This is a genomic window from Pseudomonas sp. GM50 (assembly GCF_000282375.1).
Lineage (GTDB): Bacteria > Pseudomonadota > Gammaproteobacteria > Pseudomonadales > Pseudomonadaceae > Aquipseudomonas.
The window spans coordinates 1-19,042 of record NZ_AKJK01000024.1 but is presented as its reverse complement, the minus strand read 5'-3'; the positions used below and the strand labels follow the sequence as shown (position 1 = coordinate 19,042).

General features: G+C 59.2%; 21 protein-coding genes and 1 pseudogene. All 22 read right to left on the bottom strand.

Annotation, left to right across the window (positions count from 1 at the left end; genetic code table 11):
* Nucleotides 1-657 (bottom strand): Hpt domain-containing protein (locus PMI30_RS24335; protein WP_008006725.1); only part of this gene is annotated, 657 nt, incomplete at its 3' end.
* Nucleotides 658-711: 54 nt separating this feature from the next.
* Nucleotides 712-1,500 (bottom strand): protein phosphatase CheZ, encoded by a 789-nt coding sequence (locus tag PMI30_RS24340; RefSeq protein WP_008006723.1) that lies wholly within the window; start codon nucleotides 1,498-1,500, stop codon nucleotides 712-714.
* Nucleotides 1,501-1,530: 30 nt separating this feature from the next.
* Complete coding sequence (locus tag PMI30_RS24345; RefSeq protein ID WP_008006721.1) at nucleotides 1,531-1,902, bottom strand: chemotaxis response regulator CheY; 372 nt, start codon at nucleotides 1,900-1,902, stop codon at nucleotides 1,531-1,533.
* Nucleotides 1,903-2,069: 167 nt separating this feature from the next.
* Nucleotides 2,070-2,810 carry an RNA polymerase sigma factor FliA gene (gene fliA / locus PMI30_RS24350; protein WP_007894214.1) on the bottom strand — a complete coding sequence of 247 codons (741 nt, stop codon included), beginning with the start codon at nucleotides 2,808-2,810 and terminating at the stop codon, nucleotides 2,070-2,072.
* Complete coding sequence (fleN, locus tag PMI30_RS24355; protein ID WP_003222917.1) at nucleotides 2,807-3,637, bottom strand: flagellar synthesis regulator FleN; 831 nt, start codon at nucleotides 3,635-3,637, stop codon at nucleotides 2,807-2,809. The genes fliA and fleN overlap by 4 nt, the downstream gene beginning before the upstream one ends.
* 117 nt (nucleotides 3,638-3,754) lie before the next feature.
* Nucleotides 3,755-5,080 carry a flagellar biosynthesis protein FlhF gene (gene flhF / locus PMI30_RS24360; RefSeq protein WP_008006719.1) on the bottom strand — a complete coding sequence of 442 codons (1,326 nt, stop codon included), beginning with the start codon at nucleotides 5,078-5,080 and terminating at the stop codon, nucleotides 3,755-3,757.
* A gap of 11 nt (nucleotides 5,081-5,091) precedes the next feature.
* Nucleotides 5,092-7,221 carry a flagellar biosynthesis protein FlhA gene (gene flhA / locus PMI30_RS24365; protein ID WP_008006718.1) on the bottom strand — a complete coding sequence of 710 codons (2,130 nt, stop codon included), beginning with the start codon at nucleotides 7,219-7,221 and terminating at the stop codon, nucleotides 5,092-5,094.
* A gap of 280 nt (nucleotides 7,222-7,501) precedes the next feature.
* Nucleotides 7,502-8,209 carry a hypothetical protein gene (locus tag PMI30_RS24370; protein WP_238541972.1) on the bottom strand — a complete coding sequence of 236 codons (708 nt, stop codon included), beginning with the start codon at nucleotides 8,207-8,209 and terminating at the stop codon, nucleotides 7,502-7,504.
* A gap of 154 nt (nucleotides 8,210-8,363) precedes the next feature.
* Nucleotides 8,364-9,503, bottom strand: a complete 1,140-nt coding sequence (gene flhB, locus PMI30_RS24375) for a flagellar biosynthesis protein FlhB (RefSeq protein ID WP_008006713.1) — start codon at nucleotides 9,501-9,503, stop codon at nucleotides 8,364-8,366.
* Nucleotides 9,504-9,506: 3 nt separating this feature from the next.
* Nucleotides 9,507-10,289, bottom strand: coding sequence for a flagellar biosynthetic protein FliR (fliR, locus tag PMI30_RS24380; protein WP_007894209.1), 783 nt, complete (start codon nucleotides 10,287-10,289; stop codon nucleotides 9,507-9,509).
* Nucleotides 10,290-10,292: 3 nt separating this feature from the next.
* Nucleotides 10,293-10,562, bottom strand: coding sequence for a flagellar biosynthesis protein FliQ (gene fliQ, locus PMI30_RS24385; protein WP_007894208.1), 270 nt, complete (start codon nucleotides 10,560-10,562; stop codon nucleotides 10,293-10,295).
* Nucleotides 10,559-11,317, bottom strand: coding sequence for a flagellar type III secretion system pore protein FliP (fliP, locus tag PMI30_RS24390; RefSeq protein WP_008006711.1), 759 nt, complete (start codon nucleotides 11,315-11,317; stop codon nucleotides 10,559-10,561). The genes fliQ and fliP overlap by 4 nt, the downstream gene beginning before the upstream one ends.
* Nucleotides 11,317-11,763 carry a flagellar biosynthetic protein FliO gene (fliO, locus tag PMI30_RS24395; protein ID WP_032834923.1) on the bottom strand — a complete coding sequence of 149 codons (447 nt, stop codon included), beginning with the start codon at nucleotides 11,761-11,763 and terminating at the stop codon, nucleotides 11,317-11,319. The genes fliP and fliO overlap by 1 nt, the downstream gene beginning before the upstream one ends.
* Nucleotides 11,764-12,222 carry a flagellar motor switch protein FliN gene (gene fliN / locus PMI30_RS24400; protein ID WP_008006706.1) on the bottom strand — a complete coding sequence of 153 codons (459 nt, stop codon included), beginning with the start codon at nucleotides 12,220-12,222 and terminating at the stop codon, nucleotides 11,764-11,766. It abuts the gene before it with no gap.
* 66 nt (nucleotides 12,223-12,288) lie between these two features.
* Nucleotides 12,289-13,257 carry a flagellar motor switch protein FliM gene (fliM, locus tag PMI30_RS24405; protein ID WP_008006705.1) on the bottom strand — a complete coding sequence of 323 codons (969 nt, stop codon included), beginning with the start codon at nucleotides 13,255-13,257 and terminating at the stop codon, nucleotides 12,289-12,291.
* 9 nt (nucleotides 13,258-13,266) lie between these two features.
* Nucleotides 13,267-13,770 carry a flagellar basal body-associated protein FliL gene (gene fliL / locus PMI30_RS24410; protein WP_008006703.1) on the bottom strand — a complete coding sequence of 168 codons (504 nt, stop codon included), beginning with the start codon at nucleotides 13,768-13,770 and terminating at the stop codon, nucleotides 13,267-13,269.
* 223 nt (nucleotides 13,771-13,993) lie between these two features.
* Nucleotides 13,994-15,361 (bottom strand): flagellar hook-length control protein FliK, encoded by a 1,368-nt coding sequence (locus PMI30_RS24415; protein WP_008006701.1) that lies wholly within the window; start codon nucleotides 15,359-15,361, stop codon nucleotides 13,994-13,996.
* Between the two features lie 83 nt (nucleotides 15,362-15,444).
* Nucleotides 15,445-15,813, bottom strand: coding sequence for an Hpt domain-containing protein (locus tag PMI30_RS24420; RefSeq protein ID WP_008006699.1), 369 nt, complete (start codon nucleotides 15,811-15,813; stop codon nucleotides 15,445-15,447).
* 31 nt (nucleotides 15,814-15,844) lie between these two features.
* Nucleotides 15,845-17,548, bottom strand: a complete 1,704-nt coding sequence (locus PMI30_RS24425) for an ATP-binding SpoIIE family protein phosphatase (protein ID WP_008006698.1) — start codon at nucleotides 17,546-17,548, stop codon at nucleotides 15,845-15,847.
* 5 nt (nucleotides 17,549-17,553) lie between these two features.
* Nucleotides 17,554-17,859 (bottom strand): STAS domain-containing protein, encoded by a 306-nt coding sequence (locus PMI30_RS24430; RefSeq protein ID WP_008006696.1) that lies wholly within the window; start codon nucleotides 17,857-17,859, stop codon nucleotides 17,554-17,556.
* Between the two features lie 211 nt (nucleotides 17,860-18,070).
* On the bottom strand, nucleotides 18,071-18,520 hold the full coding sequence (gene fliJ / locus PMI30_RS24435) for a flagellar export protein FliJ (protein WP_007894198.1): 450 nt from the start codon (nucleotides 18,518-18,520) through the stop codon (nucleotides 18,071-18,073).
* 6 nt (nucleotides 18,521-18,526) lie between these two features.
* Nucleotides 18,527-19,042: pseudogene (gene fliI / locus PMI30_RS24440) on the bottom strand (flagellum-specific ATP synthase FliI); the annotation flags it as partial.

Below are 19,042 nucleotides of genomic sequence, written 5' to 3'. Positions count from 1 at the left end.
GGCGGGCCCCGCCACTACTGCATCGACGGCGAACTGGCCTTTGCCGTGCAGTTGATCGAGCAACGACTCGAACTCGGCATCGGTGATTTCATCGCTGGCCGAGGCATCGCTGGTCGGCACTGGCGCAGCCGCTGGAGCCTCGGCTTGAGCCTTGACGGCGTTCAGCGAGTCCAGCAGTTGTTCAAATTCGTTATCCGTGATGTCGCCCGATTCTTCAGCGGCAGGTTCTTCCACCACCTCGGCGACCGGCGCCGATTCATCGCCGGTTTGCGGCTCGGCCAGACGGGCCAACGCTGCAAGCAATTCTGGAGTGGCAGCCGTGATCGGGCTGCGTTCGCGGACTTCGCTGAACATGCTGTTCACCGCGTCCAGTGCTTCGAGAACCACGTCCATCAGTTCCGAGTCGACGCGTCGCTCACCCTTGCGCAGGATGTCGAACACGTTCTCGGCGATGTGACAGCACTCCACCAGTTCGTTGAGCTGGAGGAAGCCGGCGCCCCCTTTTACAGTGTGAAAACCGCGAAAAATTGCATTGAGCAAATCCGCATCATCCGGTCGGCTTTCAAGCTCGACCAGCTGTTCGGACAGTTGCTCTAGAATCTCGCCGGCCTCAACCAGGAAATCCTGAAGGATCTCTTCATCGGCGCCGAAGCTCATTAAGGGGGTGCTCCTAAAGGTCTAAAAACCTAAAAAACCTAAAATGCTAAAACTCTAAAATCCTAGGCTGGATAACAAATCGTCCACATCGTCCTGACCGGACACAACGTCTTCTCTTTTATCGGCATGAATCTGCGGACCTTCACCCTGAGAGAGATGTTTTTGCGGATCTTTTTCAGCCAGCATCGCATCACGGTCATGTTCGATACCCGCAAAGCGGTCTACCTGGCTGGCCATGAGCACGAGCTTGAGCAGATTGCTTTCAACTTCGGTGACCAACTGGGTCACGCGCTTGATCACCTGACCGGTGAGGTCCTGGTAATCCTGGGCCAGTAGAATGTCGTTGAGGTTGCTCGACACGACGCGGTTATCTTCGCTGCTGCGTGTCAGGAAACCGTCGACGCGCCTGGCCAGTTCGCGGAACTCTTCAGCCCCGACTTCGCGACGCATGAACCGTCCCCAATCCGTGCTCAGCGCCTGAGCTTCGTCGCTCAGGCTGTTGATCAGCGGCGTGGCGTTTTCCACCAGGTCCATGGTGCGGTTGGCCGCGGCCTCGGTCAGCTTGACCACATAACCCAGGCGCTCGGTGGCATCGGTGATCTGAGACACTTCCTCGGCTTGCGGCATGTGCGGGTCAATCTGGAAATTGACGATCGCGCTATGCAGCTCACGGGTGAGCTTGCCCACTTCCTGGTACAGGCCGCGGTCACGGGTCTGGTTGAGCTCATGGATCAGTTGCACAGCGTCGCCGAACCTGCCTTTTTCAAGGCTCTCGACCAGTTCGACCGCGTGTTTTTTCAGGGTCGATTCAAAATCGCCCAGTGAAGATTCGTTATGCTCCATAGCTCCCCCGTGGCGCAGTGGCTTCGCACATCAACCGATGCGTTCGAAAATCTTCTCGATTTTTTCTTTTAACGCCTGGGCTGTGAAGGGTTTGACCACATAGCCGTTAACACCAGCCTGGGCCGCTTCGATGATTTGCTCGCGCTTGGCTTCGGCGGTAACCATCAGCACTGGCAGATGCTTGAGCTTTTCATCGGCGCGCACGTGACGCAGCAGGTCGATACCGGTCATACCTGGCATGTTCCAGTCCGTTACCAGAAAGTCGATGCTCCCGCTATTGAGTACCGGAATGGCAGTGATGCCATCGTCAGCCTCGACCGTGTTGGTGAACCCAAGGTCACGCAACAGGTTTTTTATGATCCGCCGCATCGTTGAGAAGTCATCAACGATGAGGATTTTCATGTTCTTGTCCAATTCGACCTCCAAGCAGTCTTAAACGCGCCCAGCACCTGGACGCGCCATTTCAATCAATCCGGCAAAGCACTCAATGACTGTCTGGAGCACAACAGATCGAGACCGGCGCAGTTCAACACCACACCAGCTCCATTCACAGTGTCCCCACACTGCCTTCAGCGCGCTCGCCACTCCCCCAAACGCCCCCGCAAACGGGCCGCGCACTGGCTGTGTAACTGGCTGACCCGCGATTCGCTGACCCCCAGGACCTCACCGATTTCCTTGAGATTCAACTCTTCGTCGTAGTACAGCGCCAACACCAGTCGCTCACGCTCCGGCAAATTGGCAATCGCGTCCGCCAGCGCCGCCTGGAAGCGTTCATCTTCCAGATCGCGTGACGGCTCGAGATGAGCACTCGCGCCATCCTCATGCAGCCCTTCGTGTTCGCCGTCCTGCAACAGATCGTCGAAACTGAATAACCGGCTACCCAGGGTGTCGTTCAAAATCCCGTAATAATCATCGAGACTCAATTGGAGTTCGGCCGCAACCTCGTGATCTTTAGCGTCACGGCCGGTTTTAGCTTCAATCGAGCGAATCGCGTCGCTGACCATGCGGGTATTGCGGTGGACCGAACGTGGCGCCCAGTCCCCCTTGCGCACTTCATCGAGCATCGCGCCGCGGATTCGTATGCCCGCGTACGTCTCGAAACTCGCGCCTTTGCTGGCGTCGTATTTGGTTGATACTTCAAGCAGGCCGATCATCCCGGCCTGGATCAGGTCTTCGACCTGGACACTGGCCGGCAAACGCGCCAGCAAGTGGTAGGCAATGCGTTTGACCAGTGGCGCGTAACGCTCGATCAGCTCGTACTGCGCGTCACGTGCCGACTTCTTGTAGAGGTTGTAGCCACTGGCTGTCATAGGACGGGTCCTGCCGTTTGTTGCACGAGGCGCTCGACGAAAAACTCCAGGTGCCCGCGTGGGTTGGCCGGCAGTGGCCAGGTATCGACCTTCTGCGCAATGGCCTTGAACGCCAGGGCGCACTTGGAACGTGGAAAGGCTTCGTAGACGGCACGCTGCTTCTGCACGGCCTTGCGCACGCTTTCGTCGTAAGGCACCGCTCCGACATATTGCAAGGCGACGTCAAGGAAACGATCCGTGACCTTGGTCAACTTGGCGAACAGGTTGCGGCCTTCCTGCGGGCTCTGCGCCATGTTGGCCAGGACGCGGAAACGGTTCATGCCGTAGTCGCGGTTCAGCAGTTTGATCAGCGCATAGGCGTCGGTGATCGAGGTCGGCTCGTCGCACACCACCAGCAAGACTTCTTGCGCTGCGCGGACGAAACTGACCACCGAGTCACCAATGCCCGCGGCGGTGTCGATCACCAACACGTCGAGGTTGTCGCCGATGTCGCTGAAGGCCTGGATCAGGCCGGCATGCTGGGCCGGGCTCAGATGAACCATGCTCTGGGTGCCGGAGGCGGCCGGGACGATGCGAATACCGCCGGGCCCTTGCAACAGCACGTCGCGCAGCTCACAGCGGCCTTCGATCACGTCGGCCAGGGTACGTTTGGGTGTCAGCCCCAGCAGGACGTCAACGTTCGCCAGCCCCAGATCGGCATCCAGCAGCATGACGCGCCGGCCGAGCTCAGCTAGAGCCAGGGACAAGTTCACTGACACGTTAGTCTTCCCGACGCCACCTTTGCCGCCGGTCACCGCGATCACCTGTACGGGATGCATGCTGCCCATGTTATTTTCTTTACCTTGTCTTACTTAGACGGAGGCCACATTACTGGCTGCGCGTTCATCAACGGAACAATGCATGGCAGACCATCGATGTAGGTACAAAAACTGTTCATTAATACCTCAGCCAACCCGCTTGGTCGGACTGTGGTAAAGGTCAGCGAACATATCAGCCATGGCTTCTTCGCTGGGTTCTTCCTGCATTTGCACGCTAACGGCGCGGCTGACCAACTGATGACGACGCGGCAGATGCAAATCATCCGGAATCCGCGGACCATCGGTCAGGTAAGCCACCGGCAGTTCATGACTGATGGCCAGGCTCAACACCTCGCCCAAGCTTGCCGTTTCATCCAGTTTAGTCAGGATGCAGCCGGCAAGGCCGCAACGTTTGTAACTGTGATAAGCGGCGGTTAGAACCTGTTTCTGGCTAGTGGTTGCCAAGACCAGATAATTTTTTGATTTGATGCCGCGTCCGGCCAGGCTTTCGAGCTGCATGCGCAGTGCCGGATCGCTGGCCTGCAGGCCGGCGGTATCAATCAGCACCACGCGTTTGCGCAGCAAAGGCTCCAGCGCCTGCACCAGCGATTGGCCCGGGTCGACGTGGGTGACCGACACGTTGAGGATGCGACCCAGAGTCTTGAGCTGTTCCTGAGCACCGATGCGGTAGCTGTCCATGCTCACCAGCGCGATGTTTTGCGCGCCGTACTTGAGCACATAACGCGCTGCGAGCTTGGCCAGCGTGGTGGTCTTGCCCATGCCAGCCGGGCCGACCATGGCAATCACACCGCCCTCTTCCAGTGGCTCGACTTCCGGGGTGGCGATCATCCGCGCCAGGTGCGCGAGCAACATGCGCCAGGCCTGACGGGGCTCTTCAATGTCGGTAATCAGCGCCAGCAGATCGCGCGACAACGGGCCGGACAGGCCGATGCGTTGCAAGCGACGCCAGAGGTTGGCCTGGGCCGGACGGCTGCCTTGCAGCTGATTCCAGGCCAGCGAGCCAAGTTGCACTTCCATCAGTTCACGCAGGCTGTTGAGCTCGAAACGCATCGAGTCGAACGCACGCGGGTCGACGCCGGTCGCCGCGGCAGGCGCAGGTGCCGGGCGCCGAGGCTCGGCCAGCGTCGGCTCGATCAGCGGCTCGGCGGCGGTCAACGGCAGGCCGGCGAACAATTGGCGATTGGTGCTCTTGTCGCTCTCGCCATCGCCACGCAGGCTCAGTTCGGCCTGGGCGGTGACGATCCGCGACTGGGTCTTGCGCAGCTCGTCCTCGAGTTCCATGTTCGGAACACGCGGGGCCAGCGCCGACAATTTGTAATCCAGGGCAGCCGTCAGCTCGACACCACCGGCGATCCGGCGATTGCCAATGATGGCGGCATCAGCGCCCAGCTCATCACGAACCAGTTTCATGGCCTGACGCATATCGGCGGCGAAAAAACGCTTAACTTGCATAAACCACTACCTCAGCCGTTGGGCCCTACTGTCGCAACGATGGTCACTTGCTTGTTGTCAGGGATTTCCTGATAAGCCAACACATGCAAACCCGGGACTGCCAGTCGGCCGAATCGCGAGAGCATCGCGCGAACCGGACCGGCCACCAGCAGAATCACCGGTTGACCTTGCATTTCCTGACGCTGCGCCGCTTCGATCAAAGAGCGTTGCAGTTTCTCTGCCATGCTTGGCTCCAGCAGAACGCCCTCTTCCGAGCCTTGTCCTGCCTTCTGAAGACTATTGAGCAATATTTGTTCCAACCTTGGCTCCAAGGTGATCACAGGCAGCTCCGACTCAGTGCCTACAATGCTTTGCACGATTGCACGGGATACGCCGACGCGCACCGCAGCCACCAAAGCGGCAGTATCTTGACTCTTGGCGGCGTTGTTCGCGATGGCTTCGGCGATGCTGCGAATGTCCCGTACCGGCACCTGTTCGGCCAGCAACGCCTGCAAGACTTTGAGCAGCTGCGACAGCGAAACCACCCCCGGCACCAACTCTTCAGCCAGTTTTGGTGAGCTTTTGGCCAGCAATTGCATGAGTTGCTGGACTTCTTCGTGACCAATCAGCTCGCTGGAGTGCTTGTACAAAATCTGGTTCAAGTGCGTTGCCACTACCGTACTGGCATCGACCACGGTGTAGCCGAGGGATTGCGCCTGGGCACGCTGGCTGATTTCGATCCAGACCGCCTCCAGACCAAAAGCCGGATCTTTGGCGGTAATGCCGTTGAGCGTGCCGTAGACCTGTCCCGGGTTGATCGCCAGTTCGCGGTCCGGGTAAATCTCGGCCTCGGCCAGGATCACGCCCATCAGGGTCAGGCGGTAGGCGCTTGGCGCCAGGTCGAGGTTGTCACGGATATGCACAGTCGGCATCAAGAAGCCCAGGTCCTGGGAGAGCTTTTTACGCACACCCTTGATCCGTGCCAGCAACTGACCACCCTGATTGCGGTCCACCAGCGGAATCAGGCGATAGCCGACTTCCAGGCCGATCATGTCGATCGGCGTCACGTCATCCCAGCCAAGCTCCTTGGTTTCCTGGGCACGGGCCGGCGATGGCAGCAGTTCCTGCTGACGCTTGACCTCTTGCAGGGCCTGAACCTTGACCGTGTTCTGCTTCTTCCAGAACAGGTAAGCGCCGCCGGCCGCCAGGGCCGCCATGCTCAGAAAGGAAAAATGCGGCATGCCCGGCACCAGGCCCATCACCGCCATCAAGCCAGCGGCCACGGCCAGGGCTTTCGGCGAGGCGAACATCTGACGATTGATCTGCTTGCCCATGTCTTCCGAGCCGGAAGCTCGGGTCACCATGATCGCAGCGGCAGTCGACAACAGCAGTGATGGCAATTGCGCCACCAAACCGTCACCGATGGTCAACAAGGCGTACACCCGACCGGCATCGCCAAAGGTCATGCCGTGCTGGAAGATACCGACTGCCATGCCGCCGATCAGGTTGATGAACAGAATCAGCAGGCCGGCGATGGCGTCACCGCGCACGAACTTGCTGGCACCGTCCATGGAACCGTAGAACTCGGCCTCCTGGGCCACTTCCATCCGGCGCAGTTTCGCCTGGTTCTGATCGATCAGGCCGGCGTTCAAGTCGGCATCGATGGCCATCTGTTTGCCGGGCATCGCATCAAGGGTAAAACGCGCGCTCACCTCGGAAATCCGCCCGGCCCCCTTGGTCACTACGACGAAGTTGATGATCATCAAAATCGCGAAGACCACGATACCAACCACGTAGTTACCGCCGATCACCACTTCACCGAAGGCCTGGATCACCTTACCGGCGGCGGCATGGCCATCCTGACCATGGAGCATCACCACCCGCGTCGAGGCCACGTTCAGCGCCAGTCGCAGCAACGTCGCCACCAGCAGAATGGTCGGGAACACGGCAAAATCCAGCGGCCGCAAGGCGTACACGCAGACCAGCAACACGACGATGGACAAGGCAATGTTGAACGTGAAGAACACGTCCAGCAAGAACGGCGGTACCGGCAACATCATCATGGCCAGCATGACCAGCAGCAACAGCGGCACACCCAGATTGCCCCGACTGAGGTCGGCAACGTTTGTGCGTGCAGTGTTGATTAACTGAGAGCGATCCACCGGTTTTCCCCGTTCCTTTAAAGCAAACTTTTGACGCCTGAAGCAGGCGCAGGGCGGCTATTGCAAGAAGCCTTCCAACTTTTGCGGGGGTTTGAAATAGAGGTCTGTTTCGGGGATTTGTATTGCTTGAACCGACGCCTTCGCGGGCAAGCCTCGCTCCTACAGTCCCGTGTCGGTCGCGACATGTGCGAACGACACGGGACTGTAGGAGCGAGGCTTGCCCGCGAAGAGGCCAGTATTTGTCAACACAACTATCAGGAATCGCGGCGTACCAGCGGAGTCAGCCCGCGGTCAAAATCTGCTTTGGATTAATGGCGCCAAACTGCAACTCGCGGCCCACCATATAACGCGTCCCCCTACGCATCCGAGTATCCCCTACAGCCACAAAATCTTCCTCAGCATAACCAAGCACCACCACCGTAGCAGGCGCCGTAAGGGGAAACGAAAACTTGTGACCTTGCATAAGGTTAAGTGCCCACCCAAATTGAATGACCGGCAAATCGCCTATCAGCATCGGGCGCTTATCCTTACGACGAAAGTCCATCCGCGCAGTAACCTGCAATTTCCCATCGACCACTGCAAACCCTGGCTTGCCGTATCGACGTTGTAGTGTGCCCGCCGACCATTCCGTCATGTAGTACAAGGGATTGGTGAAAACCTCGAACAAGGCCAAGCTGCTTTTAATGCTGCCCGCTGCACCAAAGAAATAGTTGTAGGAATAGTGATAAGCCAACCCTCCCAACTCAGGCCGAATGGCATTGAGCGGATCATTCAAGTAGCCCTTAATGTATTGATTGGCCATGAGCACAAAATGCGTAAAGTCCAATGACATCCTGAACGTAACCGAGTAACCGATCGCCCGCTCAAGGGAATTTTCCTCTAAAACCCCCGAAACAAATGCCAATTCCATTCCTTGAAGCTTTTTGTACTGACTCTCTGCCATGACCGTGCTCCCATGAACATCACCTGGAAAGATTTCCGGATCCATGACAACGCGTCAGAGGGGGGGCGTCTACTGTCAGAACTAACAGGTGGAGGTTTTTTCGGATAGGCGGAAGGTTGCCAGCAGATCAAAAGATCGCAGCCTTCGGCAGCGCCTACGCGCCTGTGGGCGCCGCCGAAGGCTGCGATCTTTTGATCTATCAGGAATCGCGGCGCAAATCCGGTGGAATCGGCAGATCGTCCTGGAGCGGATCCGGGCGCTTGCCCTTGCCGGCGCGGTACTGGCGGATCTGGTAGACATAGGCCAGTACCTGGGCGACCGCCAGATAGAGCCCGCCGGGAATTTCCTGCTCCAGCTCCGTGGAGTAGTAGATCGAACGCGCCAGCGCCGGCGATTCGAGCAGCAGCACATTGTTGGCCACGGCGATTTCGCGGATCTTCAGGGCCAGGAAGTCGCTGCCCTTGGCGATAAGCATCGGCGCCCCACCCTTGTCCGGATCGTACTTGAGGGCTACGGCATAGTGAGTCGGGTTGGTGATGACCACGTCGGCCTCGGGAATGGCCGCCATCATCCGCCGCTGCGACATCTCGCGTTGCAACTGGCGAATGCGCTGCTTGACCTCTGGTTTACCTTCCTGATCCTTGTGCTCGTCGCGCACTTCCTGCTTGGTCATCTGCAGCTTCTTGTGGCTTTCCCAGAGCTGCACCGGCACGTCGACCATTGCGATGATGATCAGCCCGCAAGCCATCCACAAGGTGCTCCAGCCGACCACTTGCAAGCTGTGAATGATTGCCATGTCCAATGGCTCGTGGGCGATGCGCATCAGATCATCGATGTCTGACGACAGGACTGCCAACGCCACGAACAAGACGATGAAAAACTTCGCCAGAGCCTTGAGCAACTCAACCAGAGCCTTGGCCGAGAACATCCGTTTCAGGCCCGCGCCGGGGTTCATGCGACTGAACTTGGGCGCCATGGAGCCGGCCGCGAACAGCCAGCCACCGAGAGAGATCGGACCGATCAACGCAGCCAACAGCAAAGTGATCATCACCGGCTGAATCGCCAACAGGGCAATCTGTCCCGAGTGCAGCAAGAAGGTCCCCATGTTGCGCTGATCCAGAATCACTTCCCGCGACAGCGTGAAGTTCATCCGCATCAGCTCCATCATGTCCTGCGCCAACGCACCACCGAAAATCAGCAGCGCACCGGCGCCAGCGAGCATGACCGCCAAGGTATTGAGCTCCTTGGAGCGCGCAATCTCGCCCTTGTCACGGGAGTCCTTTTTACGTTTCTCCGTGGGGTCTTCTGTTTTGTCCTGACCGCTTTCGCTCTCCGCCATGACTCAGCGCGCCCGTGCCAGTTCGCGTAACAACTGCAAAGCCTCGGAAGCCAGCGGTTGATACTGATTGAGGATGTCCGCCAGGCCGACCCAGACGATGAACAACCCAAGCACCAGGGTCAGCGGGAAGCCGATCGAGAAAATGTTCAGTTGCGGCGCCGCCCGGGTCATCACGCCAAACGCAATGTTGACCACCAGCAACGCGGTGATCGCCGGCAGCACCAGCAACAGCGCCGCGCCAAGCACCCAACCGAGCTTGCCGGCCAGCTCCCAAAAATGATGGACCATCAACCCGCCACCGACCGGCAGCGTGGTGAAGCTTTCGGTGAGGACTTCGAACACCACCAGATGGCCGTTCATCGACAGGAACAGCAGCGTCACCAGCATGGTGAAAAACTGCCCGATCACCGCCACTGACACACCGTTCGTAGGGTCGACCATCGAGGCGAAGCCCATGCCCATCTGGATCGCGACAATTTGCCCGGCGACCACGAAAGCCTGGAAGAACAGCTGCAAGGAAAACCCCAATACCGCGCCAATAATGATTTGCTCGGCAATCAGCAGCAGTGCACTCAGGTCAAGTGCGTTGACCGGCGGCATTGGCGGCAGGCCGGGAGCGATCACGAAGGTAATCGCCAGGGCGAAGTACAGACGCACGCGCTGGGGCACCAGGCTCGTACCGAAAATCGGCATGACCATCAGCAACGAACCGATGCGAAACAGCGGCAACATGAACGTCGCCACCCAGGTACTGATCTGCGTATCGGTCAACTGCAGCAGCGACATGGTTTAGCCGATGACCTGAGGAATACTGCCGTACAACTGCAGGATGTATTCCATGAAAGTCTGCACCATCCACGGACCGCCAACGATCAGCGTCACCAGCATCACCAGCAGACGTGGCAGGAAACTCAGGGTCTGTTCGTTGATCTGGGTGGCCGCCTGGAACATCGCCACCAACAGCCCCACCAACAAGCTCGGGATCACCAGCACGGCAACCATCATGGTGGTCAGCCACAGCGCTTCGCGAAAGATGTCTACGGCAACTTCCGGCGTCATGGTGAAACGCCGCCGAAGCTGCTGGCCAACGTACCAATGATCAACGCCCAGCCATCCACCAGCACGAACAGCATGATCTTGAACGGCAGGGAAATGATCAGTGGCGAGAGCATCATCATACCCATCGCCATCAGCACACTGGCCACGACCAGGTCGATGATCAGGAACGGGATGAAGATCATGAAGCCGATCTGGAACGCGGTTTTAAGCTCCGAGGTGACAAACGCCGGAACCAGAATCGTCAGCGGCGCCTGATCAGGCGAAGCAATATCAGTGCGCTTGGACAAGCGCATGAACAGCTCCAGATCGCTGCTGCGAGTCTGGGCCAGCATGAAATCCTTGATTGGCACCTGCGCCTTGGTCACGGCATCCTGAGCGGTGAGCTTCTCCGCCAGATACGGCTGCAAGGCATCCTGATTCACGCGATCGAACACCGGCGCCATGATGAACATGGTGAGGAATAGCGCCATGCCAGTGAGGATCTGGTTCGACGGTGTCTGCTGCAAGCCCAGGGCCTGACGCAGGATCGAGAAGACGATGATGATCCGGGTGAAACTGGTCATCAGCATGACGAACGCCGGGATGAAACTCAGCGCGGTCATGATCAGCAGGATTTGCAGGCTGACCGAGTATTCCTGAGCGCCTTCGGCGTTGGTGCCCAAGGTGATCGCCGGGATCGACAACGGATCGGCGGCGAACGCCAGCGGCGCGACCAGCATCAGGGCCAGCGTCAAGATAATGCGTAACGCACCCATTACTTCCTATCCTTCTGATCCTTGCCGAGCATCTTCAGCAGATGCAGGGCAAATTCCGGCGTGGCTTTCTCGGCATTGTCCGGCACCTGCACCGGCTCCTTGAGTACATGCAACGCGGTGATGGTGCCAGGGCTCAGGCCGAGCAGAATCTGCTCGTTGCCGACCTGCACCAGCATCAAACGGTCACGAGGACCTAGCGCGCGGGAACCGATCAGCTCGATCACCTGCCCCTTGCCGGCCGGCCCGGCCTGCTGGACCCGACGCAGCAACCAGGCGAGGAAGAAGATCAACCCCAGCACCAGCAGCAAGCCGAACACCAACTGCGTCAATTGCCCGGCCACACCGCTGCTGACAGCCGGTGCAGCAGCCGCTGTCGCAGTCGCAACCGGCTCGGCAGCCAGAACACTGAACGGCAACGCCAGCACAAACCCCAGAACCCTTTTCACTCAGCGCAGCTTCTTGATGCGTTCGCTTGGGCTGATCACGTCGGTCAGGCGAATGCCGAACTTTTCGTTGACCACCACCACTTCACCATGGGCGATGAGCGTGCCATTAACCAACACGTCGAGCGGCTCACCGGCCAGACGATCGAGCTCGATTACCGAACCCTGGTTGAGTTGCAGCAGGTTGCGGATGTTGATATCGGTGCTGCCGACCTCCATGGAAATCGACACCGGAATATCGAGGATCACATCCAGATTCGGACCGTCCAGCGTCACTGGATCGTTGCTCCTCGGCACGCTGCCGAACTCTTCCATTGGCAAACGGTTGGACGACGAACCAGTGGCATCGGCGGCCAACAAGGCATCGATATCGTCCTGCCCGGCGTCACCGGTTTCTTCCAGGGCCGCAGCCCATTCATCAGCCAGTGCCTGGTCGTCCTGGGCGTTCATATCGTCGTTCATCATTTGTCCTCGGCGGGCACCTGCTCAATCAAGAGCAGTCAATTAAAAGGGGGATTGGAGCGCCGGTCAGCGGCGCTCGATCGGCTCGATCACCTGCAACGCGAGGTTGCCTTTGTGCGAGCCCATCTTGACCTTGAAGGCCGGCACGCCATTGGCGCGCATGATCATTTCTTCCGGCATCTCGACCGGGATCACATCCCCCGGCTGCATGTGCAGGATGTCGCGCAGGCGCAGCTGGCGGCGGGCAACGGTGGCACCGATGGGTACATCGACGTCCAGCACGTCCTGGCGCAAGGCGTTGATCCAGCGCTCGTCCTGATCGTCGAGGTCCGACTGGAAGCCGGCATCGAGCATTTCGCGCACCGGCTCGATCATCGAGTACGGCATGGTCACGTGCAGGTCGCCGCCACCACCATCGAGCTCGATATGGAACGTCGACACCACAACGGCTTCGCTCGGGCCGACGATGTTGGCCATGGCCGGATTCACTTCCGAGTTGATGTACTCGAAGTTGACTTCCATGATCGCCTGCCAGGCTTCCTTCAAATCGACGAAGGCCTGTTCCAGCACCATACGCACCACACGCAGCTCGGTGGGGGTGAATTCACGCCCTTCGATCTTCGCGTGACGGCCATCGCCGCCGAAGAAGTTGTCCACCAGTTTGAACACCAGTTTGGCGTCAAGGATGAACAGCGCAGTGCCGCGCAGCGGTTTGATCTTGACCAGGTTGAGACTGGTCGGCACGTACAGCGAGTGCACGTATTCGCCGAACTTCATCACCTGCACGCCACCGACGGCAACGTCCGCCGAGCGACGCAGCATGTTGAACATGCTGATGCGGGTATAGCGGGCGAAACGCTCGTTGATCATTTCAAGGGTCGGCATGCGTCCGCGGACGATGCGATCCTGGCTGGTCAGGTCGTAGCTTTTGACGCTGCCGGGTTCGGCAGCGTTATCGGTCTGTACCAGACCATCGTCGACGCCATGCAACAGCGCATCGATCTCATCCTGGGACAGCAGGTCCTGCACGGCCATGTCGTGTTCCTACTGCAGTACGAAATTAGTGAAAAGCAACTGTTCGATCACCACTTTGCCAAGCTCTTTCTGCGCCACTTCCTGGACGCTGGCCGTGGCCTTCTGACGCAACATCTCCTGGCCGACCGGAGTCGCCAGCGTGGCGAAATCCTGACCGGAAAACAGCATCACCAGGTTATTGCGGATCACCGGCATGTGAACCTTGAGCGCGTCCAGATCAGCCTGATTACGGCCCTGCAGGGTGATGCTCACCTGCATGTAGCGCTGACGGCCGTTCTGGGTGTAGTTGGCCACGAAGGCGGGAGCCATGGCTTCGAAGATCGCCGGCTGCTTACCGACCACAGCTGTTTCAGCCGCGGCGGCAGGCTTGCTCTGGGCGCCGTGCATGAAGAACCAGGTCGCCCCCACGGACAAGCCGATCGCCAGCAGCAGGGCCACGACGATCACTATGATCAGCTTGATTTTGCCTTTGGTTGCGGGGTCTTTCACTGGTGCTGCGTCGCTCTTAGCCATGCCAATAATCCGTCACTATTCGGGTTTTCACAGTCGCACGGCAAGGCAAGAGCAAGTGTTATGCCAGAAGTGTCGGGAGGGAGTTGAGGCGCAGGCTTAAAGACATCGAAGGAACCGTAGGAGCGAGGCTTGCCCGCGAAGAACGTTGACGCGGTTTATTGGTTAAACCGAGTTATCGTTCTTCGCGGGCAAGCCTCGCTCCTACAGGGGGTGTTGCGCTTGATCAGGCGTAATAATCGACGGCGCTGGTGCCAATCACGCTGGTGGTGTTGGCGCCTACTTCAGCGACAGTCGCAGGGAGCTCTTCATCGACAGAGTCGAGGCGACCACCATTGGCGCTGGTACGTCCACCCTGCCCCTGTTGAGACTGTTCCTGCCCCTGCCAGCCACGGGACTGATCGGAAACGTTGACGTCGACCTGGCCCATGCCCTGCTGCGCGAACATGTCACGCAGGCGGTGCATTTGCCCGTCGAGCGCTTCGCGAACGCTTGGGTGGACGCTCATGAAGGTCACCTGGGTCTGCTGATCCGGCACCATGTTCACCCGAATATCGAGGCGTCCCAGCTCGGCCGGTTGCAACTGAATGTCGGCCGCTTTGAGGTTGGCGCTGGACAGGTACATGACCCGGTTGACCACTTCTTCGGTCCAACCGCTCTGATGCATGGCGATCGGCTGGTTCACCGGCAATGCATTGGCAGTCTTCGGCGTTGCCGCCTGAGTCAGTGCCGCCAGACGGTTGGCGAAGTCATCGACACGGGTATCGCTGCTGGCGGACTTGAGGTCCTTGAGGCCGTCATCAATCAGGCCACTGAAAGCCTTCTCGCCGCCCTGGCTGGTGCTGTCCTGGTCAGCTTGAACATCGAGCATACTCGCCATGCCCGCGGCAAAGTTTTGTGCCGAGGTCGGTTCGCCGTCAGCTTGGGCCTGGGCCGGAGACGCTTTTGGCTGGGCCTGGCTAGAAGCGGAAACGTGACCACCCTGCTCCATGGCCAGACGCAACGCTGGCAGCGCATCAAGTGGATCGGCCTCAGGATCGAAATCGCTGTCGACGGTGGCGGCTTGCGCGGGTGCGGCAACGATGGCAGCGGCAACCGGCGCTTCAACCTGCGGCGCACCGCTCGTCACAACCGGCGCAGGTGCTTGCTCTACCGGCACGGCCACCAACGGTTGAACGGCCGGCATCAAGGCAGGATCAAGGGCCGGATCAAGGCTCGGATCAACCGGTGGAGCGTCGGCTACCGGCATATCGGTCGTCTCCGGCTTGTCATCGCTGGCCGTCGTGTCGTCTGTCGGCGCCGGTTTATCGGCGGGCAAGGAATTGCCGCTATCGGCAACCGCAGGTTCCGGAGCGGCAGCTTTATCGCTGCTGACGTCCGGCTTGCCGGTGCCTTGCGGCACATTATCAGTCGCCGGCCTGGCCGATTTATCAGCGACCACAACAGGCTTGCTCTGGGCTTGATTGGCGTAGACCTGAGCGAAGCTGGACGCCCTGTCCCCGGGCTCAGCCGTGAGCGCCGGCGTATTGGCGTTTGCGGCTTGAGTCTTGGCCGTAGTGGCGGCCTGAAGAAGAGTATTGGGGGTAACGGGCATAAAACGGTCTCCGCTGCACTGGGATCGTAGGTACAGTTGAGCAAGTTGATTGCAAGGGTCGAGCCAGCTTTGCTCGCTGGCTGCTAATAACGCCGGACGGATGCTGGTTCAGCCAGGGAGCGCTGGCGTTCTGCTTCGTAGAGCGGTCGGACAATAGCGAATTCGCCGTCAATCTCATCAATGAGCCGTTCAATGCCGACGAGACTCTTTTCTTTGGCACGCTGCTCCAGCTCACCGCACAGCTTGGCCAGATAACTGGCGCCCATGTTGCTGCTGCTACCTTTGAAACTATGGGCAGCATTCATAAGCTGCGCGGCGTCCTCAGCCTTTCGCAGGACGCGTAAACGCTCTTCGGAATCGGCGAGAAAGGTATCGAGCAATTCTGGATACCCGTCCTCCATAACTTCCTGCAACGCGCTCAGCACGTCACGGTCCAGATGTGTGTCGTCCACTTGTTCACTCCTTGATCAAGAATGCCTGGCATTATGCCAGAGCCTCCCAGAAAAACTCCACGCGAGCACTTCGACCATTATCGGACCAGGTCGCATGATCGCTCAACTGGCGGATCAAATTGACCCCACGTCCTGACAGACGGACATCATCGACCGGACGCGCCATCACCCGCGCCACATCGAAACCCTTGCCACTGTCTTCGACCCGGACCGTCAGGCAACCGCCCTCGCCTTTTGGTGCCACCTGCAAATGCACCCGCACATAACCGTCCCGCAATTCGTCCAGGCGTGCATTGCGCTGCTGATAATAGCGCGCAAAACCCGAAGCATCGCGTTTCAGACTTGAATCCAGTCCCAGCACGCCATGCTCCAGGGCGTTGGAATAAAGCTCAGCCATCACACTGTAGAGCGCGCCACTCTGAGCCCGCAGGCCATGCACCTCAAGCAACAATTGCAACAGGTATGGCAGCGGGTTGAAGCGCTTGAGCGTGGCGGCGCGGAACTCGAAACTCACCGACCAGTCCAGCGGGCTGGATTGGCCGCTGTCGGAGTACACCGGCACTGGCGGACTCAGTTGCGCAGCCTCCAGCAGACTGACCTCGACCATGCTCACGTCATCCCGTGCCTCGCCGCGAAAATCCCGCAGGGCCTGTTCGATTTCTTCGAACAGCGCATCAGGCTGACGATTGGCTGTAAACACCTGCTCCAATCGCTCTACGCCAAACAATTGTTCATTGGCATCGCAGGTATCGATCACCCCGTCGGACAACAGAAAGACCCGATCCCCGACGGCCATCGGGAACACCTCGGTGCGGTCATCGAAGGTTTGCGGGCTCAGCACCCCCAGCGGCAAGTGCCGTGCCGTCAGAGTGATACGTTCGCCGCTGGCGGTGCTGTGCAAGTAACCGTCCGGCATCCCGCCGTTCCAGACCTCCACCGATCCTCGCTGAAAGCTCAGGCACAGCAGGGTCGCACAGCAGAACATGTCCACCGGCAGAATACGTTTGAGCTTGGCGTTCATCTCGCGCAGGGTTTCGGACAGGCCGTAACCCTTTGCGGTCATGCCGTAGAAGACTTCAGCCAGGGGCATGGCACCCACAGCGGCCGGCAAACCATGGCCAGTGAAATCGCCGAGCAGCACATGCATGTCGCCGGCCGGGGTGAACGCGGCCAGCAACAGATCGCCGTTGAACAGGGCATAGGGCGATTGCAGGTAACGGATGTTCGGTGCGCTCAGGCAACCGGAGTGGGCGACCTTGTCGAACACCGCTTTGGCCACCCGTTGTTCGTTGAGCAGGTAATCGTGGTGCCTGGCGATCAGGTCGCGTTGCTCCAGCACCGTGGCCTGCAAACGCCGCAAGCGGTCCATCGCCTTGACCTTGGCGGCGAGGATCACCTGGTTGTATGGCTTTGCCAGAAAATCGTCGCCCCCGGCCTCCAGGCAACGGGCCAAGGCCTCACTTTCGGTCAGCGACGTCAAAAAGATGATCGGCACCAGCGTTTCGCCGGCCAGCGCCTTGATCTGCTGCGCAGCCTCGAAACCGTCCATCACCGGCATCATGGCGTCCATCAGCACCAGGTGTGGTCGTTGCGAGCGAAACACTTCGACCGCCTCGGCGCCGTTGGCGGCCGTCAGCACTTCATGGCCCTGGCGCCGGACGATCGTCGACAGCAGCATACGATCGGCCGCGCTGTCTTCGGCGATCAGAATCGTCAGCGGTTCGAGCGGCTGCATGACGGTCAACTGATGTCGAACAGCTTGTCGAAATTGGAGATGGCGAGGATTTTCTTCACGTCGGTACTGCTGTTGACGACGCGAATATCGGCGTTGTCGCCACCGGCGTGATCGCGCAGCAAGAGCAGCATGCCCAGCGCCGAGCTGTCGAGATAAGTGGCTTTCTTCAGGTCCACCACAATGGAATCGGGTTGCCGGTTGAGTTTTTCGTAGGACTCGCGAAACTCCTGATGCCGACCGAAATCGAATCGTCCCTCGATCGAAATCGTCAGCTTTTTCCCATCCGGAGATACTTCTGTAACGACTGACATTTCACGGCTTCCTTGTCATTGGCAAACGAACGTACGTGTACAAGGTTTAGCACCTGATGAGGGCTGGAGCAAGGCTGAAGAGTTGTTCGGTTTGTGAAATCGCCTTCGCGGGCAAGCCTCGCTCCTACGGAAAATGGTCGAACACACCGTTGTCGTTCGACACCGCCTCTGCAGGAGCGAGGCTTGCCCGCGAAGAACGATAACGCGGTCTTCAATACGGGTCGTGACGCGGCAAGCGCTGGGACAGTTCATCCAGCAGCTTTTGCTCGCGCTTGTCTTCCAGTTGCCGTGCCTCATCCATGTAGCGCTGAACCAGTTTGCGCAAGCCTTCGACCCGGGCAAATGCTTGCTGCCAGGCTTCCCGAGACTTGTTCAGGTTGTTTTGATGCCAGTTCAGGCTCTGGCGCTGCTGGTCGATGGCCGTGCCCAGTTGCGCGAGAAAGCCCTGATAGCCCAGCAACCACTGGCCCGAGACGCCGCTGCTGCCGCGCACGATCCATTGTTCCTGGTATTCGAGACGGAAATTTTCCAGGTCGGCGAGTTTGCTTTCCGCCAGGCGAACCTGGCCCTGGAAATGCCCCAGGCGCAAGACAGCGGTTTTTTCGGCCTTTTCAGCCATTTCCACCACAGGCGCCAGGCGTGCTGCGCGGCTCGAGGCCATGACTGGTTAACCGCCCGGCGCTGGCGCAAAGATCGAAGCGAGATGGTTCTCGCTGGCGCCCATGTTGATGTTGTCGTTCAAACCCTGGCGCAGGTACATGGTCATGGCCGGTTGCAGATTGATCGCGGTGTCGGTTTCCCGGTCACCGCCGGGCACATAGGCGCCAACACTGATCAAGTCGCGGCTCTGCTGATAGCGCGACCAGTATTGCTTGAACATCTGCGCGTGGTTCATGTGCTTGATGCCAACTACCGATGGCATGACCCGGCTGATGGAGGCTTCGATATCGATGGCCGGGTAATGCCCTTCCTCAGCCAGACGCCGGGACAACACGATGTGCCCGTCGAGCACGCCTCGCGCCGAATCCGCGATCGGGTCTTGCTGGTCGTCGCCTTCGGACAATACCGTGTAGAAAGCGGTGATCGAACCACCGCCCTTTTCGGCATTACCGGCCCGCTCCACCAGTTTCGGCAACTTGGCGAACACCGACGGCGGATATCCCTTGGTCGCTGGCGGCTCGCC

Coding starts and splice junctions, on each gene's coding strand:
- fleN (WP_003222917.1), bottom strand. CDS start 3,637: ATGGGCAGCATGCATCCCGTACAGGTGATCGCGGTGACCGGCGGCAAA.
- fliL (WP_008006703.1), bottom strand. CDS start 13,770: ATGGCTAAGAGCGACGCAGCACCAGTGAAAGACCCCGCAACCAAAGGC.
- fliJ (WP_007894198.1), bottom strand. CDS start 18,520: ATGGCCTCGAGCCGCGCAGCACGCCTGGCGCCTGTGGTGGAAATGGCT.
- fliR (WP_007894209.1), bottom strand. CDS start 10,289: ATGTCGCTGCTGCAGTTGACCGATACGCAGATCAGTACCTGGGTGGCG.
- fliN (WP_008006706.1), bottom strand. CDS start 12,222: ATGAACGACGATATGAACGCCCAGGACGACCAGGCACTGGCTGATGAA.
- PMI30_RS24345 (WP_008006721.1), bottom strand. CDS start 1,902: ATGAAAATCCTCATCGTTGATGACTTCTCAACGATGCGGCGGATCATA.
- fliM (WP_008006705.1), bottom strand. CDS start 13,257: ATGGCCGTGCAGGACCTGCTGTCCCAGGATGAGATCGATGCGCTGTTG.
- flhF (WP_008006719.1), bottom strand. CDS start 5,080: ATGCAAGTTAAGCGTTTTTTCGCCGCCGATATGCGTCAGGCCATGAAA.
- PMI30_RS24430 (WP_008006696.1), bottom strand. CDS start 17,859: ATGTCAGTCGTTACAGAAGTATCTCCGGATGGGAAAAAGCTGACGATT.
- PMI30_RS24370 (WP_238541972.1), bottom strand. CDS start 8,209: ATGGATCCGGAAATCTTTCCAGGTGATGTTCATGGGAGCACGGTCATG.
- PMI30_RS24425 (WP_008006698.1), bottom strand. CDS start 17,548: ATGCAGCCGCTCGAACCGCTGACGATTCTGATCGCCGAAGACAGCGCG.
- flhB (WP_008006713.1), bottom strand. CDS start 9,503: ATGGCGGAGAGCGAAAGCGGTCAGGACAAAACAGAAGACCCCACGGAG.
- PMI30_RS24340 (WP_008006723.1), bottom strand. CDS start 1,500: ATGGAGCATAACGAATCTTCACTGGGCGATTTTGAATCGACCCTGAAA.
- fliA (WP_007894214.1), bottom strand. CDS start 2,810: ATGACAGCCAGTGGCTACAACCTCTACAAGAAGTCGGCACGTGACGCG.
- PMI30_RS24415 (WP_008006701.1), bottom strand. CDS start 15,361: ATGCCCGTTACCCCCAATACTCTTCTTCAGGCCGCCACTACGGCCAAG.
- fliP (WP_008006711.1), bottom strand. CDS start 11,317: ATGGGTGCGTTACGCATTATCTTGACGCTGGCCCTGATGCTGGTCGCG.
- fliQ (WP_007894208.1), bottom strand. CDS start 10,562: ATGACGCCGGAAGTTGCCGTAGACATCTTTCGCGAAGCGCTGTGGCTG.